Genomic DNA, 17246 nt, shown 5'->3' on the forward strand with positions numbered 1-17246 from the left:
GGGGCCCTTTGGAGGTGATGTCGCGAACGAATCGCTGCACACCTGGGCTTCGCGATCTTCCGCGCCAGCAGCGACAGCTACCTACCCTCCGGTCGGCCCGCCGGCAGCTTCGGAGAAGCCTCGGCGGTCGGGCAGCCAGCCGAGGAACCGCTCGTAGAGCAAGGCCGGCGGCACCTGGCGCAGGTCCGAGGCTGCTTCGGCCAGTTGGGTGCCGAGGTAGACGTGCAGGGTGATGCGTTCGATGGCGTACCGCTCCAGTAGCCGCCGGCGGCGGTCGGGGCACGGCCACGCCTGCCCGCAACCGGTGCAGGTCCAACTGGGCCGGGCGGGTAGGTGCGCGGCGGGTCGTTGCACGGCTGCCGGGCGTACGGCGTCTATGCGGGCCAGCACCCGGCGCTGGCGTGGCCCGCGTGGGTCGCCGAGGTCGACACCGCGTAGGTGGATCCAGAGCCCGTCGCTGTGCTGCTCCCGGCGGCCCAGCTCCACGATCCGCAACGTGAGCTTGCCCAGGCCGTAGCAGTAGTGCTGCTCGGCCAGGTCAACCACATCGCCCACGGCGAACGGCAGTGCCCCGGTCACGGGGTGACCCCGCCAGCGCGGGCCGCCCCGAGCCGGACGATCCAGGCGTACGTGAGCAGTGGCGCCCGGCGCGGCGGCAACCGTCGGGGCGGCGATTCCGGGCTGGATCGGTCCGTCCGCCTCGGGGCGAACCAGCCGCGTAGGCCGGTGCGCCGCTGTCTCGGCTCGATGGCCGGCAGCACCGGTCGACCGAGGTCGACCAGGCGGTTGGCCGCCGCGTTGGCCGGCGTGCACGGCCCGGGACGCAGGCAGATCACACAGAGGCCGGTATCCCGGTCGGGCACGTGGCTGGCCAGGATCTCGCGCGCCGCCTCGGCCTCCGCCTCCTCGCGGTGCCAGGACACGCTCGATCGGTAGACGCCCATCTCCCACTCCTGTCGGTTGAGGGCGGGCGCACGGCACGCACCGGGCCGCGCCGCGGGGGCATCGCGGTCGCGGTCGGGTGCCGGACGCGGACGTACGCCCGCCCCGTCACGGGCCGGTGCCGGGCAGGTCGGCGCGGCACCGGGTTGGTCGGGAACGGTCACGGCCGGACGCGCCACGCCCATCACCGGGTACGCGCTGACGCGCGGACGGTGGTAGACAGGAGAAGAGTCGATCCCCGGGCGTGGTCTAGCGTGGCTGCTCCCTCGACTCGTCCGGACCGGAGTGGGAGGCCGCCAAACCAACCCCACTCCGGTCCGCTTTCGTGTTCCGAGGTAACCTTACTGCGATATCAGTAAGGCATCAAGGCTGTCGTGAATGGTTCGGCGGGTGCCAGGCCGACGATCAGTGGGAGAGAAGATGAGCGCAACTGAGTGGCTCAGCGTCTCGACGCCCTATGTCCTGCCTCGGTCTGAGGGGCAAGGGGATGCCTGGGCTGAGGAGGCCGCACAGCAGGGCGGTGTCGGCACTCAGCGCCTCCTGAGGGTCGGTGAGTTGATGCCCGCTGCGCACGTTGCACAAGCTCTGGGCATCGAGGACGACGAGCCGGTGGTTGCCCGACAACGGTTGATGTTGTTGGATGATCGGCCGGTCGAACTGACTTACTCGTACTATCCGGTGTCGATCGCCCGGAACACCGCCCTTGCCGAGCCAGGCAAGATCCGCGGAGGTGTGGTCAGCCTTCTCGCGGAATTGGGCTATCGTCCGAGACGGATCATGGAGGACGTGTACACGCGCCAGCCCGACGACGCCGAGCGCCGTCTGCTCGACCTGAGCGATCGAGAGTGGGTGTTGGGCCTCACCCGCGTGTCGAGCACGGACCAAGGGTGCCCGGTCGAGGTGAGCGTCATGACTATGGTGCCGTGGGGGCGGCGCCTGCGATACGAATTGTTGGTCGACTGACAGAGCGGAGCACCTGACATGGCGAGCGGAACCGACGGCCGCCCGCGCCATGAGCAGATCGCGGCCGACCTCCGCGCACGCATCATGTCCGGAGATCTCGCCCCAGGGTCCCAACTGCCGTCGATCCCGATACTGGTGACGCAGTACTCCGCCGCCACTGCAACAGTGCAGCGCGCACTCGCCTCGCTGAAGGCGGAGGGATCCGTGCACAGCGCGGTTGGCAAGGGTGTCTATGTCCGGGACCGGCGACCGCAGGCAGTGGAGGCGGTTCCGTACCTTGCCCCCTCGGTCGCCGGCTATGCCTATCGGCTCATCGCCGTCCGGGAGGTCGTACCGCCGATCGAGGTGGCGGAGAGCCTAGATCTGGCCGACAACGACCGAACGGTACTGCGGCATCGGCTGCTCCTGCACGACGGCGAGCCGGTCGAGCTGTCCTGGTCGTATTACCCGGCCAGCATTGCTCGCGGCACTGAGCTGGCGGAGCGACGCAAGATCCGTAGTGGAGCGCCGCGAGTGCTGGCAGAACTTGGCTACCCGCCACAGGAGATGCGCGATCGAATCTCTGCGCGGATGCCGACGACGGAGGAGGTCGAGACGCTGTCCTTGCCACCGTACGTACCCGTGCTCCGGCAGGTCCGTGTGATCTGCTCGGTGGATGGCCGGCCTGTTGAGGCGTCCGTCCTGGTCAAGGGTAGTCACCTGCACGAGCTGCATTACCGCCAGCGGCTGGATTCCTAGTCGAACGGGATGACGCGGGAAACGTCCCGGCTCGCGCGCCGCTTCGCCATCCGGCCATGCCGTGGTGGCTATGGCGCCGCGATCAGACACGCTCGGCGCCCGCCACGAGTGTTCGTGACGGGCGCCGAGCGTGGTGGGTCAGCGCAGCAGGAAACGCTCGGTGAGGCCGATCGAGGTACGGCTGGCGGTCAGCGGCGTGGTGGTGCTGGTGCCCACCGTGACGTACCGGTTGTTGGCGGCGGCCTTGAGGCTGACCGTGCCGTCGGTGTTGCGGACCAGCGTGAACGTCGCCGTCGGGCCGACCGCGCCGGTGCTGTTGATCAAGGGCAGCGAACCGTTGTTCGGGGTCCAGACGAAACGGTTGTTGGCGTGCGCGAACAGGGCGACCTTGCCGCTGCCGAGGTCGACGACGTCGAACCGCTGGTTCCTGCCGAGCGTGGTGCCGCTGGCGGTCAGCGGCTTCGCGGCGGCGGTGTCCGCGGTCACGTACTGCTTGCGGATCGCCGGCCGCAGGCTCCTACCGGCGTCGGCGAGGTTCACCCGGTGGAACTTCTCCGTCAGCCCGACCTGGCTCGCTTCCGGGATCAGGGGCCCGCCGGAGCCGTACGTGCTGACGTACCGGCCGGTGGACGCCTTCAGGCTGAAGCTGCCGTCGGAGTAACGGGTCATGGCGAACGTCTCGTTGGGACCGACGGCCGCGGCGCGACCCGTCACCACGTAACCGCCGTCGTGCTCCAGGGTCAGGTAGCCGCCGGTGGCGTGCGAGAGCAGGGCCACCTGGCCGGTGCCCACGTTCACCAGGTCGAACGCCTGCGCGGTGGTCAGGGTCGGGTGATCGGCGTGGAGGGCGGCGCCCGGCTTCGACGGGCGGCCGACGCCGACGTAGCGGTGGTGGGCCGGTGACAGGAGACCGATCGTTCCGGCGCGCGGCAGGAAGCTGACCTGGTACGCCCTGCTGCCCGTCATGGTGTCCACCAGGGTGGCCTGGATGCTCACGGTGCGCGTCCCGTGCGTGCGGTACTGGTGCCGGGCCACCGGCCCGGCCTGGGTCACGACCGTGCCGTCACCGAAGTCGAACCGGTACGACGCGACCGGACTGAAGCCCGGCGCGGTGGACGAGGCGTCGACGGTGACCCAACCGGTGCCCGGTTCATGCTTGAAGGAGGCGACCACGGTCGGTTGGGCGAGGGTCTCCCAGGGGCCGCGGTCGGCCCAGGGGACCGGACCGGCACCGAGGTTGGCCCGCGACGGGTCGTCCCCGCGGCCGCGCCCGTCGAAATCCCTGGCCGGGAAGCCCGGTGCCGCCGAGTTGGCCGAGTCGATGCGGCCGAACGTGGTCGTCTCGCGGATGTCGTGGGCGGCCTGCCCGGACGCGGCCCGGAACTGCTCCAGGGTCATCGGTGCGCCCCAGGCGTAGCCCCTCTGCGAGTTGGCCGTGTTGTTGTAGTCGACCACGGCCTTTCCGCGCGACTCGCCGTACACCCCGATCTCCACTCCGTCAGTGGGAGCGGACTCGCAGAGACTCGTGGCGCCCGGGCCGCCGTACCCGTTACGCAGGACGAGATTGTTCTGCACGGAGATGCGTTCTGACGGGCCGTCGACGCGGACGCCGTTGCCGCAGCGCTTCTCCACCCTGTTGTTGCTGAGGGCGGTGCCGGTCGCACCTCGGATCTGGATGCCGTCGCCGTAGCCCTCGTCGATCTGGCTGTTGGCGATCACCGTGTGGACCGCACCTGAGCGGACGGCGATGCCCGCCCCGCGGAACCCGGACACGAGAGTCTCGAGAATCCGGGTGTCGGAGGAGGCGACGTCGATGCCGACGCCTTCCCCGGCCTCGGTATTCCGGTTGGTGAAGATGGCCGACGTGATGGTCACCCCGCTGCTTGCCGAATCCAGAGACAGGCCGTTGGCGAGTCCCGGCCCGGAGGCGATGACATGCTCGCCGGTGAATCCGGTAACTGCGGACAGGCGAAACGCCGGCTGAGTCGAAGCCGCCGTCGCTCTCACCATCAGCCCGTTGACGGCGACCCCGCTGGCTTGATGCAGGTCCACCGCGGGTGCCTCGAGTTCCCCGTACACCTGGAAGCCCTGAATGGTGACGTGGCGCTGGCCGCGGATGACGAAGCCCGCGGTCGGCCCCTGGAGCAGGGTGCGGGGGCCGCTCGCGGACGCCCACCCATCGATGGTGATCGGCCGGTCCGCCGTGCCGGAGACGGGGACGTCGACCCGTTCCGCGTACGGCCCGCCCGACACCTGGATGGTCTGACCGGGGCCGGCTTTGGCGGCGGCCGCTCCGATGGTGCAGAAGGGCAGCTCCAGGCTGCCGCCCTCGGTGTCGGAGCAGGCCTCGGGGTCGATGTTGTTGACGTAGAGCCTGGTGCCGTCGGCGTGGGCGGGGGTCGCGGGCGACAGCAGGGTGCCGCTGATCATCGCGACCGCCGCGAGCCCGACGAGGCGGGATCTGCGCATGCGGTGTCTCTCAAGCGAAGAGGATGGAGGCGGCCGAACTGGCCGGAGACCTCTGATCATGACGTATCGGCCGCGTTCTGTCCGCCCCGAACTCGCGGCAGCGACAATTTCCGCCGCCGGTCAGGCGGTCGAGCCGCCGTCGACGGCGATCGACGCGCCGGTGATGTGCCGCGCGCCCTCGCCGACCAGGTGGCTGACCATCGCCGCCACGTCGGCGGGCGTCGCGTACCGGCCGAGGGCGATGTGCGACCGCTGCGCGTCGGCGCCCGCGCTGTCCGCCGGGTTCATGTCGGTGTCCGTCGAACCCGGCAGGATCAGGTTGACGGTGATGCCGCGCGGGCCGAGTTCCCGGGCGAGGGCTCGGGTCAGACCGTTCACCGCACTCTTGGTCATGGCGTACGCGCTCACCCCGGGCGCCGGGACGCGGCTGGCGAAGCTGCTGCCGATGTTGACGATCCGCCCGCCGTCCCGCAGGTGGCGCACCGCGGCCTGGGTCACCAGGTACACCCCGCGGACGTTCACCGCGACGGCGCGGTCGAGGAGGTCGAGGCCGACCTCCTCGATCCGCCCGCCGGCGAACACCCCGGCGTTGTTGACGAGGATGTCCAGCCGGCCCAACCGGGCGACGGTCCGCTCGACGGCGTCGACCGCCGCCGCCGCGTCGGCACTGTCCGCGCGGATCGCCAGGCCGGTGCGGCCGTACGACTCGATGTCGGCCACGACGGCCTTCGCCTCGTCCTCGGCGGCGCGGTAGGTGAACGCGACGTGGGCGCCGTCCTCGGCCAGTCGGCGTACGACGGCGGCACCGATACCGCGGCTCCCGCCGGTCACCAGGGCGACCTTCCCGGTAAGTCTGGACGTCATCGTCCGATCCTGACAGTCGACTCAGGATGGAGATCATCCGGGGCGGGTGTTGCCGGTCGTGCCTACCGTGGACGCCAGCCCGCCGGTGAGCGCTGGCGGCGGCACCCGTGAGGGGAGTGGTCATGTCAGATCAGGTCCTGCTCCGCACCACCGTCGTCGCCCTGGCCGCCGTGCTGGCGGTCACCGGCTGCGGCTCCGGCGGCACGACGTCCACGGAGGCCACCGCCGCCACCGAGGTCACCGGGGCACCCGGCGACGCGACGGCGGGGTCCGCCGCTCCGGCTCCGGCGACCACCGCGGCCGTCGAGCCCGGCAGCGGTCCGACCGGCGGCGGATCGACGGGCGGTGGGTCGACCGGTGGCGGCACCGGCAGCAGCGGTGGGAAGTCGGGCACCAGCACCGGCCCGTCCATCGCCTACTTCCGGGTCGCCCAGAAGCCGTCCTGCCCGGCCGGCACCACGGCGAACCCGATCGCGGGCACGCCGGTCGTCCTGGAGTGGAAGGCCAGCAACGTCGACTACGTCGCGCTCTCGATCGACGGTCCCGGCGTCTACGCCGACAACTATCCGCCGACCGGCAGCGAGACGTTGAACTTCCCCTGCTCCGGCGCCGGGGGCGACGTCCAGAAGCACACGTACCTGCTGACCGTGCGCAACGCTCAGGGCAAGCAGACGAAGACGCTCGTGGTGAGTGCGACCGTGCACGACATTCCGGAGGTGTGAGGCAGCCCGGCCGACGCCGGGGGCGGTGCCGGGGACGCCGGCCGGTGTCCGAGAATGGCGAGGTGACGACGATCCCGAACGTGCTCGCCAACCGGTACGCCTCGCCGGAACTGGTCGCCCTCTGGTCCCCGGAGGAGAAGATCCGGATGGAGCGGCGGCTCTGGCTGGCCGTACTCAAGGCCCAGCGGGACCTCGGCGTGGCCGTGCCGGACGGGGTGGTCGAGGCGTACGAGCGGGTGCTCGACCAGGTCGACCTGGCCTCGATCGCGGAGCGTGAGCGGGTCACCCGGCACGACGTGAAGGCCCGGATCGAGGAGTTCAGCGCGCTGGCCGGGCACGAGCACGTGCACAAGGGGATGACCTCCCGGGACCTCACGGAGAACGTCGAGCAGCTCCAGGTGCGGGCGTCGCTGGAGCTGATCCGCGACCGGGTGGTCGCCACCCTGGCCCGGCTGGCCCGGCTCGCCGTCGAGCACTCCGATCTGGTCCTGACGGGTCGTTCGCACAACGTCGCGGCGCAGGCCACCACGCTGGGCAAGCGCTTCGCGTCGGCCGCCGAGGAGTTGTTGATCGCGTACGAGCGGCTGGACGACCTGATCGGCCGGTATCCGCTGCGGGGGATCAAGGGCCCGGTGGGCACCGCCGCGGACCAGCTCGACCTCTTCGACGGCGACGCCGACCGGGTGGCCGAGCTGGAGCGGCGGGTCGCCGGGCACCTCGGCTTCCGCCGGGTGCTGGACAGCGTCGGGCAGGTCTATCCGCGCTCCCTCGACTTCGACGTGCTCTCGGCGCTGGCGCAGGTGGCGGCCGGGCCGTCGTCGCTGGCCACCACGATCCGCCTGATGGTGGGCCAGGAGCTGGCGACCGAGGGCTTCAAGCCGGGTCAGGTCGGGTCCAGCGCGATGCCGCACAAGATGAACACCCGCTCGTCGGAGCGGGTGAACGGTTTCGCCGTGATCATCCGGGGCTACCTGTCGATGGTCGGCGAGTTGGCCGGCGACCAGTGGAACGAGGGCGACGTGTCCTGCTCGGTGGTCCGCCGGGTGGCCCTGCCGGACGCGTTCTTCGCCGCCGACGGCCTGTTCCAGACGTTCCTCACCGTGCTCGACGAGTTCGGTGCGTACCCGGCGGTGATCAACCGGGAGCTGGAGCGGTTCCTGCCGTTCCTGGCCACTACCAAGATCCTGGTCGCGGCGGTCCGGCGCGGTGTGGGTCGCGAGGTCGCCCACGAGGTGATCAAGGAGCACGCGGTGGCGGTGGCCCTGGCGATGCGCGAGAAGGGTGCCCCCGAGAACGACCTCTTCGACCGCCTGGCGGCGGACGGCCGTCTGGGGCTGAGCCGAGCCGAGATCGACGATCTGGTCGCCGACCGCACCGCCTTCACCGGTGCCGCCCCCGCCCAGGTGGCGGCCGTGGCCACCCGGGTAGCCACGGTGGTCGCCGCCCACCCGCAGGCCGCCACCTACACCCCACCCCCCATCCTCTGACCACCACCCCCCGGCCTCCGCGCGTTGATCATGAAGTTGTCGCGGCGACACGCCGTGTCGTGCCGCTACAACTTCATGATCAACGGGATGGGGCGCGGGGTGGGCGGATGGTCAGGAGTCGCGGGTGGGGGTTTCGGCGGCGGTGCGAAGGTTGGGGGCGCTCGCCGGTTCGGCGATGCCGCCGGGTTCCTCCGCGAACTCGCCCTCGTGGGCGGTCTCGGCCGCGACCAGGGGCTGGTCCGGGGGCATGACGTCGGGGACCTTGGGTACGACGATCACCGCTGTGCCGTACGCGCAGATCTCCATCCACATCTCGCCGCAGTCGCGGCTGTCGAAGCGCATGCCGATCACCGCGTTCGCGCCGAGCCGGCGGGCCTCCTCGCCGAGCCGGGCCACCGAGTCGGTACGCCAGCGGGTGAGGTTGTCCGGCGCCATCGGGTCGTACGCGCCGCCGCGCAGGTTCTTCACGCCCTCGCGGTACGGGTTCCGCGTCCTGGCCATCGAGGAGACCACCTCGCCGAGGATCTGGCGGACCTCGTAGCCGGGAAGTTGATCCGTCGTCACGACCAGCACGGTTCCGATGCTGTCAGCCGATCGTGGGGCCCATCGTGAGGCTTGTTCACCTGGTCGGATGCTGAAAAACGGCGCGGCGCGGACGGCCGGCGCTCCGCCGACCATCCGCGCCGCCCGAGGCGCTAACCGTCAGACACCGGCCACCGAGGTGATCCAGGCCCGGTTGTAGGCCACACTGCCGTAGTTCTGGATGTTGTAGCCGTCGGCGGTGGAGGCGACACCGACCTGGCGGCCGTTGTAGAACTGCGGGCCGCCCGAGTCGCCCCGCCACGCGTTCCCGTTGATCCGGGTGCTGCGGATGGCCTGCCCGCCGTACGCGTCGCTGGCGTTGTTGCTGGTCACCTGGACGCTCGCGGTCTTGAGTTGGCTGGAGGCGGAGCAGCCGCTGTAGCAGGTCATGCCCCAGCCGTAGATCTGGTTGGTCGAGCCGACCGGCGGGTTGCTGCTGGCCAGCGTCACGTAGCTGGTGCTCACCGAGCTGGAGAGCCGCATCAGGGCCAGGTCGTAGCGGCCGTAGGTGGCACTCACCGTGCGGGTGACGCCGCCGGAGGAGCGGTAGACGCTGCCGACCCGGACGGACATCGAACCGCCGAGGCAGTGCCGAGCGGTGAGCACCCACTGCGGGGCGATGATCGTGCCGGAGCAGGTGAACGACCCGTTGCTGAACACCGCCGCCGCCCACGGGGCGGACGAGACGTAGCCGCCGCCGATGATGTACGGCGTGGGGGTCGGGTTGGCGAGGGCGCCGGAGCTGGCGCCGAGCACGCCGGCCAGTGCGGTGGCGAAGACCGCGACCAGGGATCGGATGCGCATGGGGCTCCTTCGGGGATGGGACCGGGTTCACCGGGTCTGGTCTGCCGGCCGGCGGGCGGGGGTGGCGCGCCGGCCAGGACATCTATCGATGTCTGACGATGTACCGTAGGGCCCCGCGATGCGGTTCACAAGTGTTTCATCGAAAGAAGTCCATGTCATGTGGGTCGTACCGTCCGGTGGGGCAGAATCGGGCATACCGGGTCGGACGGCAACGGATCCGCATCGGAATCGCAACGAACCCGCAACGGTCTCCGGCCCGCCGCGCTGACGACGACGATCACTGGCTGAACCGCGTGCGGCCGGTGCGTCCGCCGTGGCATCTGCCAGGTAGGCTGGCTGCGCTCGCCCAGCAGTGGGTCGGCACCCAACTGCGTACACAGTCAGGAGTGCCCAGTGCCTCGCGTCGTCGTCGACGTCATGCTCAAGCCCGAGATCCTCGATCCGCAGGGCCAGGCCGTCGCAAACGCGCTGCCCCGGCTCGGCGTCAGCGACGTCGCCTCGGTCCGGATCGGTCGGCGGATCGAGATCGAGTTCACCGGTGAACCGGACCTGGACCGAGCCCGGGAGATCGCCGACAAGCTGCTCGCCAACCCGGTCATCGAGGACTTCACCGTCCGGGTCGAGGCCGACGAGACCGTGGGCACCGGCTCGTGACCGCCCGGGTCGGTGTGGTGACGTTCCCCGGCTCGCTCGACGACGGGGACGCCGCCCGGGCCGTCCGGATCGCCGGCGCCGAGCCGGTGCGGCTGTGGCACGGTGACCCGCAGCTGCACGGGGTGGACGCCGTCGTCCTGCCCGGCGGTTTCTCCTACGGCGACTACCTGCGCTGCGGCGCCATCGCCCGGTTCGCCCCGGTCATGGAGACGATCGTGGACGCGGCCCGGGGTGGCCTGCCCGTGCTCGGCATCTGCAACGGCTTCCAGATCCTCTGCGAGGCCCACCTGCTGCCCGGTGCGTTGACCCGCAACCAGCACCTGCACTTCCGCAACCGCGACCAGGTCCTCCGCATCGAGTCGGCCGGCACCGCGTGGACAAACGCGTTCCAGCCCGGCCAGGAGGTGCTGATCCCGGTCAAGAACGGCGAGGGCTGCTACGTCGCCGACGCCGCGACGCTGGACCAGCTCGAGGCCGAGGGCCGGGTCGTCGCCCGCTACGTCGGCAACCCGAACGGGTCGCAGCGCGATATCGCCGCCGTCACCAACTCCGCCGGCAACGTGGTCGGCATCATGCCGCACCCCGAGCACGCGGTGGAGGAGCTGACCGGGCCCTCCCTGGACGGCCTCGGCTTCTTCACCTCGGTGCTCAAGCACCTGGTGGGGTCCCCGGCGTGACCGTACGCGGCATCATCGGTCGGCTCACCCGCCCGACGGGCGGTCCTGTGCGCAGCGAGGAGAGGTCATGACCACCCAGGATCCGGCTCCGGCCGCCCCGGCGGCGCCCGCCCGGGACGCCGTCGTCACGGACTGGGCCGACGGCGTGGACACCGTCCCCCGCGCCGCTGGCACGCCGGGTGAACTCCAGCCGTACGCCGAGCTGGGCCTCCGCGACGACGAGTACGAGCGGATCCGGCAGATCCTCGGCCGCCGACCCACCCAGGCCGAGCTCGCCATGTACTCGATCATGTGGAGCGAGCACTGCTCCTACAAGTCGAGCAAGGTGCACCTGCGCCAGTTCGGCGAGAAGGCCCCGCCGAGCGACCGGCTGCTCGCCGGCATCGGCGAGAACGCCGGCGTCGTCCGGGTCTCCGACGAGCTGGCGGTGACCTTCAAGGTCGAGTCCCACAACCACCCGAGCTTCGTCGAGCCGTACCAGGGCGCGGCGACCGGCGTCGGCGGCATCGTCCGGGACATCCTCGCCATGGGCGCCCGCCCGGTCGCGGTGATGGACCCGCTGCGCTTCGGCGCGGCCGACCACCCGGACACCGCCCGCGTGCTGCCCGGCGTCGTGGCCGGCGTCGGCGGGTACGGCAACTGCCTGGGCCTGCCCAACATCGGCGGTGAGGTCGTCTTCGACCCCTGCTACCAGGGCAACCCGCTGGTCAACGCGCTCTGCCTCGGCGTGCTGCCGGTCAACCGGCTGCAGAACAAGGCCGCCGTCGGCCCGGGCAACGTCGTGGTGCTGATGGGCGCCAAGACCGGCCGGGACGGCATCGGCGGTGTGTCGGTGCTGGCCAGCGCCACCTTCGACGAGGGCAGCGAGCAGCGCCGCCCGTCGGTTCAGGTCGGCGACCCGTTCATGGAGAAGCTCCTGATCGAGGCCTGCCTGGAGCTGTACGACGCCCAGCTCGTCGCCGGCATCCAGGACCTCGGCGGAGCCGGTCTCACGTGCGCGCTCACCGAGACCGCCGCCGCCGCCGGGACCGGCATGCGGGTCTGGCTGGAGCGGGTGCCGCTGCGCGAGCCCTCGATGGATCCGCACGAGATCCTGGCCAGCGAGTCCCAGGAGCGGATGCTGCTGATCGTCGAGCCGGACAAGCTGGAGGCCGTGCTCAAGACCGCCGAGAAGTGGGGCGTCTGGGCCACCGCGATCGGCGAGGTCACCGCGCCGGCCCCGGACGGCAGGCCGGGCCGGCTGGTCATCACCTGGCGGGACCACCTGGTGGTCGACGTGCCGCCGGGCTCGCTTGTCGACGACGGCCCGGTGTACGCGCGCCCGATGCGCGAGCCGGCCGACCTGATCCTGCTCCAGGCCGACCGTGCGGAGACGCTGCCCCGGCCGAGCGACCCGGAGGCGCTGCGGGAGACCGTCCTGCGGATGATCGCCTCGCCGAACCTGGCCGACAAGACCTGGGTCACCGAGCAGTACGACCGGTACGTCCTGGGCAACACCGTGCTCGCCCAGCCGGAGGACTCCGGGGTGATCCGGATCGACGAGCGCACCGGCCTGGGCGTGGCGCTCTCCGTCGACGGCAACGGCCGGTACGCCCGCCTCGACCCGTACAGCGGGGCCAAGCTCGCGCTGGCCGAGGCGTACCGGAACGTGGCCGTGACCGGCGCGAAGCCGATCGCCGTCACCGACTGCCTCAACTTCGGCTCGCCGGAGGACCCGGGCGTCATGTGGCAGTTCGCCGAGGCCGTCCGCGGCCTCGCCGACGGCTGCGCCGAGCTGGGCATTCCGGTGACCGGCGGCAACGTCAGCTTCTACAACCAGACTGGCGCGGCGGCCATCCACCCGACGCCGGTGGTGGGTGTGCTCGGCGTGCTGGACAACGTGGCCGACCGGGTGTCGATGGGCTTCGTCCCGCGCGGCGGCGACCACGACCAGATCTACCTGCTGGGCGAGACGCACGTGGAGCTGTCCGGCTCCGAGTGGGCGTGGGTGACCCACGACCACCTCGGCGGCGTACCTCCGCAGGTCGATCTCGGCCGCGAGCGGGCGATCGCCGACCTGATGGCGGAGGCCGCCCGGGCCGGTCACGTCAGCTCCGCGCACGACCTCTCCGACGGGGGTCTCGCCCAGGCTCTGGTCGAGTCCTGCCTGCGGCGCGGTGTCGGGGCCCGGATCGCGGTGCCCGAGCGGTTCGCCGGCGGTTCCATGCCGTTCGTCTTCCTGTTCAGCGAGTCCGCCGGCCGGGTGCTGGTTTCGGTGCCGCGCGGGCACGAGAAGGCGTTCACCGGCCTGGCCGCCGAGCGCGGGGTGCCGTACGAGCTGATCGGCGTCACCGATTCGGCCGGCGGCGCGCTGGAGGTGCACGGCCAGTTCCGCATCGGCCTGGACGAGCTGCACGCCGTGCACAGCGCCACGCTCCCGCGTCTCTTCGGCGGCGCGGAGCTGGTGGAGGTGGACGCTCCGGCGGCCGGCGTGGCCGGCGCGGTCGAGGCGGTGCCGCTGCCCACGGAGACCGACGCCGAGCCGCTCGACCCGGCGGAGGTCGTGAGCGAGCCGATCGCCTCGTCCGGCCCCGACCCGATGACCGGGGCACCCGAGCCGGTGTCCGAGGCCGCCGAGCCGGCAGCCGCAGGCGAGGAGCCAGCGGTTGAGGGGCCGGCAGCTGAGGAGTCGGCGGCTGAGGAGCCTGCGGCTGAGGGGTCGGCGGCTGAGGGGTCGCCGGCGGAGGCCGGGGAGCCGTCGGCGGGCGCGGGCGACGTCGCCTCGCCGGGCGGTGTGATCGCCACTGAGCCGGTCGAGACCGCCGAGGAGCAGGCCGCGACGACCGACGCGGGGCCGTCCGGGTCGGCATCCGGCGACTCCGAGCAGCCCTCCGCACCCGACAAGCGCTGAGGCGTTGACCGCGGCCGTCCACGCCCAGCCCGGCTCCGGCGCCCGGTTCGAGTGGGGACTGGCGGGGGCGGCCGAGTTCGGGCGGGTCTGCGCGGTGCTGGTGGTGGTGGTGGACGTCCTCTCGTTCACCACCGCCGTCGAGGTCGCGGTCTCCCGGGGCACTCGGGTGCACCCGTTCCCGTGGGGTGAACAGGCCGCCGAGTACGCCCGCCGGGTGGGTGCCGTCGCCGCGGTGGGCCGCCGCCGTACCTCGCCCGAGCACCCCTGGTCGCTGTCGCCGGCGGCCTTGACCGCCGCGCCGGCCGTCCCCGAGCTGGTCCTGCCGTCGCCGAACGGTTCGGCGATCAGCGCCGCCGCCAGCGCCACCGGGCTGCCGGTGGTCGCGGCCTGCCTGCGCAACGCCCGCGCCGTCGGGCGCTGGCTCCGCCATCAGGGGTACGGCTCGACGGCGGCGCCGATCGGGGTCGTCGCCGCCGGGGAGCGCTGGCCGGACGGATCGCTGCGACCGTCGGTGGAGGACCAGCTCGGGGCGGCATGCGTGCTCGACGCGCTCTCCGGGGTGCCCGGTGGACTCTCCGTCGAGGCGGCAATGGCGCTCGCCGCACTGGCCAGCACCCCCGACGTACCGGCCGCGGTCCGCGGCAGCGTCTCCGGGCGGGAACTCACCGAGGGCGGGTTCGCCGCCGACGTGGAGATCGCCGTGCAGGTCGGCGTCTCGGACGTGGTGCCGGTGCTTCGCAACGGCGTCTTCGCGGCGGCCTGACGACGGCCCGCTCCCCGGGGATCGTGCTCGAAGCACGAAGAAGTGGTGTCGCCATCGCAGGGAAGCCACTGCATCTGCGTTGCAGCGTGATCATGCACGGGCGCGCACCGGGCCGGGACCGGAACGGCTGAGGGGCCGTCCGAGTCCGGACGGCCCCTCAACCGTGGGGTTCGCTCAGTCGTCGAGCCAGTCGAGCCGCCGACCGCCCCGCTCCTGTGGTGGGCCGTCGGGTCGGCCCCGGCCGGCCTGGGCCGGGTCACCGTACCCGCCGCCGTAGCCGCCCTGGTCGTAGCCGCGGTCGTCGTAGCCGCCACGCTGCGCCGGAGGTTCCTGGCCGTAGCCGCCCGGCTGGCCGTAGCCGCCCGGCTGGCCGTAGCCGCCCGGCTGGCCGTACCCGCCGCCGTAGCCGCCCTGGTCGTAGCCGCGGTCGTCGTAGCCGCCGCGCTGGGCCGGGGGTTCCTGGCCGTAGCCGCCCGGCTGGCCGTAGCCGCCCTGGTCGTACCCGCCGCGCTGGTCGTACCCGCCGGTCGGCTCGCCGCCTCGGCCGTAGGACGCGGGCTCCGACTGGCCGTAGCCCGCGTCCTGCTGGTACGTCCCGGTCGCGTACGGGTCGGCCGGCGCCGGGTACTGCGTGGCTTCGCCCTGGTACCGGCCGGTCGGCTCGTCGTACCGCTCGCCGTAGCCGGGAGCGCCGCCGGGGACGGGCGGGTACCCCGCGCCAGCCGTCGCTCCGGCGGGAGCGCCGTAGTCGTTGCCGCCGTAGCCGCCGCCGGCCGGGGACGGGGTGCCGTAGCCACCGCCCGAGGACGGGGCGTTGCCGTAGCCGCCACCGGAGGACGGGGCGTTGCCGTAGCCCGGGGCGCCGTACGCGCCCGGCCCGGCCGGCTCGTCGCCGTACCCGCTGCCGGCCCAGCCGCCCTGGCCGGCGGGCGTGCCGTACGCCTGCGGCGGCGCACCGTACGGGTCCGGCGGGACGTCGTCCACCATCGGTCGGTGCATCATCGTCGGGGCGTCGCTGATGGCGGAGCCACCGACCATCGTGGGGGCGACCCCCGCCGGGTTGACCACCCGGGTGTGGTCGTCCGCTCCCCGGTAGGCGCCCCGGGCCGCCGGGACCGCGCCCGCGGCGGCGGTGACCGGGGCGACGCCCTCATCGGCCTCGTCACCGTTTTCCTTGCGGCGCATCCACAGCAGCACGATCGTGCCGACACCGGCGGCGACGAGGAGGCCGCCGAGCAGGATGATCAGGAGCGAGCCGATGCCGCCGGAGTCCTCGTTGCTGGCGTTCGTGGGGGCGGCAGCGGCCGGGTCCACCGACTCCTCGGTGCCCTCCTCGGTCGCCTCCTCGCTGGGCAGCGCCTCGACGCTCTCGGACGGGGTGGCGCTCGGGGTCGCCTCGGTCTTGATGGCGAGGGCGATCCGCTGGCCGGTGATGCTCTGCCCGGCGGAGGCGTTGAAGCTCTTGAAGGCGCGCACGTCGCCCACGCTCGCGCCGATGTCCAACCGGCCGGGGGCGATCGGGCTCGAGGTGGAGCCGTTGAAGCGGAAGTTGCCGCTGTCGTCGGTGATGTCGTCGAACCGCTTGCCGCTGGCGTCCTGGAGGATCACCACCGCGTTCGGCACGGCCTTCCCGTCGGTCTGGTTGACGACCTTGCCGGAGACCGTCTTGACCGTCTGCGCCTGCGTCGGCGGCGCCGCCTTGCCCTTGACAGTGAGCTGGAAATTGGCCGTGCCGGGGCCGGAATCGGCCTCGACCCGCACGGTCACGTTGACGTTGGCGTCACCGGCGTTGTCGTTCGCCTTGATGGTCAGCAACTGGGACCGCGGCTGCCCGGACTGGCCGTTGAAATTGATCTGGCCGCATCCGCCGGAGCAGGAGACCCCGGAGGGCAGGCCGGTGAGGCTGATCTGGGCGTTCTCGTCGTCGGGGCCAGGGGTGACCTGAACGGTGACCGTTGCGTCGCTGCCGGCGTTCACGGTGACCGAGCCCGGAGAGACTGAGACACTGGCCGCGAAAGCTGGCGTAGCGGGGACGGTGAGCAGGGCGCCGACCACCAACGCCACGACCACACCGGCCCGCTGCTTCCAGGCACGTCGGTGTGTTGACACGTCCACCGCCTTCCGGACTTGCTTTCCCTCCGCGGCCGGCGGTCGCCGGGCCGGGGATCATCACGGTACGAATACGCCGTCGGCAACTATGCCTTGTCTGACCGGATCAGCGCGACCCAGGGCCAGCGTGAGACCGGCCGCGCACGAGTCGTATCGTCCCGTCGTGTCCTCTCCGCACGTTAAGTCCGCCGCGGTCGCGGCAGCGTTGTCGGCGCTCGACGAGGGGCGTACGCCCGATCGGCCGGTGTTCCGAGAGGCGGTCCGTGCCCTGTTGACCGCCCTCGTGGAGCGCGCCCCCGGCCGATCGGTGGAGGTGCGTGTCCCACCTTACGGTGCAGTTCAGTGCGTGCCGGGTCCTCGACACACCCGGGGCACCCCACCGAACGTGGTGGAAATGGATCCGGAGACCTGGCTGCGGGTCGCCACGGGGAGCCTCGACTGGGCGGAGGCGGTCACGGAGGGTCGCGTACGGGTCAGCGGGACCCGGGCGGATCTCTCTGCGCACCTGCCGCTCTAGCTGCGGTCATCCAGGCCAGTCCGTGACGTTCCGCAGCGATTTCATGACTTTCTGTGTCGACTCGG

16 protein-coding genes are annotated in these 17246 nt (G+C 72.0%); 9 read left to right on the plus strand and 7 right to left on the minus strand.

The annotated features are described in order from the left end of the window. Positions 1-81: 81 nt before the first annotated feature. Both ABTW87_RS00065 and ABTW87_RS00070 read right to left on the minus strand, forming a co-directional pair. Positions 82-579 (minus strand): hypothetical protein, encoded by a 498-nt coding sequence (locus tag ABTW87_RS00065; protein ID WP_350646956.1) that lies wholly within the window; start codon positions 577-579, stop codon positions 82-84. After that, complete coding sequence (locus tag ABTW87_RS00070) at positions 576-944, minus strand: hypothetical protein (RefSeq protein ID WP_350646958.1); 369 nt, start codon at positions 942-944, stop codon at positions 576-578. Before ABTW87_RS00070 ends, ABTW87_RS00065 begins: the two co-directional genes overlap by 4 nt. Positions 945-1362: 418 nt before the next feature. Here ABTW87_RS00070 and ABTW87_RS00075 point away from each other — a divergent pair, with 418 nt between their 5' ends. Both ABTW87_RS00075 and ABTW87_RS00080 read left to right on the plus strand, forming a co-directional pair. Beyond that, entirely contained in the window at positions 1363-1905 is a 543-nt protein-coding gene (locus ABTW87_RS00075) for a UTRA domain-containing protein (RefSeq protein WP_350646960.1), read from the plus strand. Positions 1906-1923: 18 nt separating this feature from the next. Next, positions 1924-2643 (plus strand): GntR family transcriptional regulator, encoded by a 720-nt coding sequence (locus ABTW87_RS00080; RefSeq protein ID WP_350646962.1) that lies wholly within the window; start codon positions 1924-1926, stop codon positions 2641-2643. A gap of 138 nt (positions 2644-2781) precedes the next feature. Here the strand turns inward: ABTW87_RS00080 and ABTW87_RS00085 are convergent, their stop codons facing one another. Together ABTW87_RS00085 and ABTW87_RS00090 are read right to left on the minus strand one after the other, a co-directional pair. Further along, positions 2782-5112 carry a right-handed parallel beta-helix repeat-containing protein gene (locus ABTW87_RS00085; protein WP_350646964.1) on the minus strand — a complete coding sequence of 777 codons (2331 nt, stop codon included), beginning with the start codon at positions 5110-5112 and terminating at the stop codon, positions 2782-2784. A 120-nt stretch (positions 5113-5232) separates the two neighbouring features. Beyond that, entirely contained in the window at positions 5233-5976 is a 744-nt protein-coding gene (locus ABTW87_RS00090; RefSeq protein ID WP_350646966.1) for an SDR family NAD(P)-dependent oxidoreductase, read from the minus strand. 122 nt (positions 5977-6098) lie between these two features. On the opposite strand from ABTW87_RS00090, the gene ABTW87_RS00095 reads away from it, so the two are divergent. Continuing rightward, positions 6099-6698: a hypothetical protein gene (locus ABTW87_RS00095; RefSeq protein ID WP_350646968.1), complete on the plus strand. Its 600-nt coding sequence runs from the start codon at positions 6099-6101 to the stop codon at positions 6696-6698. A 62-nt stretch (positions 6699-6760) separates the two neighbouring features. Beyond that, positions 6761-8185: an adenylosuccinate lyase gene (gene purB / locus ABTW87_RS00100; protein ID WP_350646970.1), complete on the plus strand. Its 1425-nt coding sequence runs from the start codon at positions 6761-6763 to the stop codon at positions 8183-8185. Between the two features lie 111 nt (positions 8186-8296). Here purB and ABTW87_RS00105 read toward each other — a convergent pair whose 3' ends face one another. Together ABTW87_RS00105 and ABTW87_RS00110 are read right to left on the minus strand one after the other, a co-directional pair. Then, positions 8297-8863 carry a YbjQ family protein gene (locus tag ABTW87_RS00105; RefSeq protein ID WP_350646971.1) on the minus strand — a complete coding sequence of 189 codons (567 nt, stop codon included), beginning with the start codon at positions 8861-8863 and terminating at the stop codon, positions 8297-8299. A 24-nt stretch (positions 8864-8887) separates the two neighbouring features. Beyond that, complete coding sequence (locus tag ABTW87_RS00110) at positions 8888-9571, minus strand: S1 family peptidase (RefSeq protein WP_350646973.1); 684 nt, start codon at positions 9569-9571, stop codon at positions 8888-8890. A 393-nt stretch (positions 9572-9964) separates the two neighbouring features. On the opposite strand from ABTW87_RS00110, the gene purS reads away from it, so the two are divergent. The 4 genes from purS (at position 9965) to ABTW87_RS00130 (ending at position 14555) form a co-directional block, all read left to right on the plus strand. Then, on the plus strand, positions 9965-10225 hold the full coding sequence (gene purS / locus ABTW87_RS00115; RefSeq protein WP_350646975.1) for a phosphoribosylformylglycinamidine synthase subunit PurS: 261 nt from the start codon (positions 9965-9967) through the stop codon (positions 10223-10225). Then, positions 10222-10902 carry a phosphoribosylformylglycinamidine synthase subunit PurQ gene (gene purQ / locus ABTW87_RS00120; RefSeq protein WP_350646977.1) on the plus strand — a complete coding sequence of 227 codons (681 nt, stop codon included), beginning with the start codon at positions 10222-10224 and terminating at the stop codon, positions 10900-10902. Before purS ends, purQ begins: the two co-directional genes overlap by 4 nt. Before the next feature lie 67 nt (positions 10903-10969). Then, entirely contained in the window at positions 10970-13792 is a 2823-nt protein-coding gene (gene purL, locus ABTW87_RS00125) for a phosphoribosylformylglycinamidine synthase subunit PurL (RefSeq protein WP_350646979.1), read from the plus strand. Positions 13793-13796: 4 nt separating this feature from the next. Further along, entirely contained in the window at positions 13797-14555 is a 759-nt protein-coding gene (locus ABTW87_RS00130) for a 2-phosphosulfolactate phosphatase (protein WP_350646980.1), read from the plus strand. Between the two features lie 174 nt (positions 14556-14729). On the opposite strand, the gene ABTW87_RS00135 is transcribed toward ABTW87_RS00130, so the two are convergent. Beyond that, a complete protein-coding gene (locus tag ABTW87_RS00135; protein WP_350646981.1) occupies positions 14730-16664 on the minus strand; it encodes a hypothetical protein in 1935 nt (644 codons plus the stop codon). A 163-nt stretch (positions 16665-16827) separates the two neighbouring features. Between ABTW87_RS00135 and ABTW87_RS00140 the strand changes: the two genes are divergently transcribed. Next, positions 16828-17181 (plus strand): sterol carrier family protein, encoded by a 354-nt coding sequence (locus tag ABTW87_RS00140; RefSeq protein ID WP_350646982.1) that lies wholly within the window; start codon positions 16828-16830, stop codon positions 17179-17181. The last annotated feature ends 65 nt before the right edge of the window (positions 17182-17246 follow it).

Source organism: Micromonospora sp. NPDC126480 (genome assembly GCF_040302465.1).
GTDB lineage: Bacteria > Actinomycetota > Actinomycetes > Mycobacteriales > Micromonosporaceae > Micromonospora.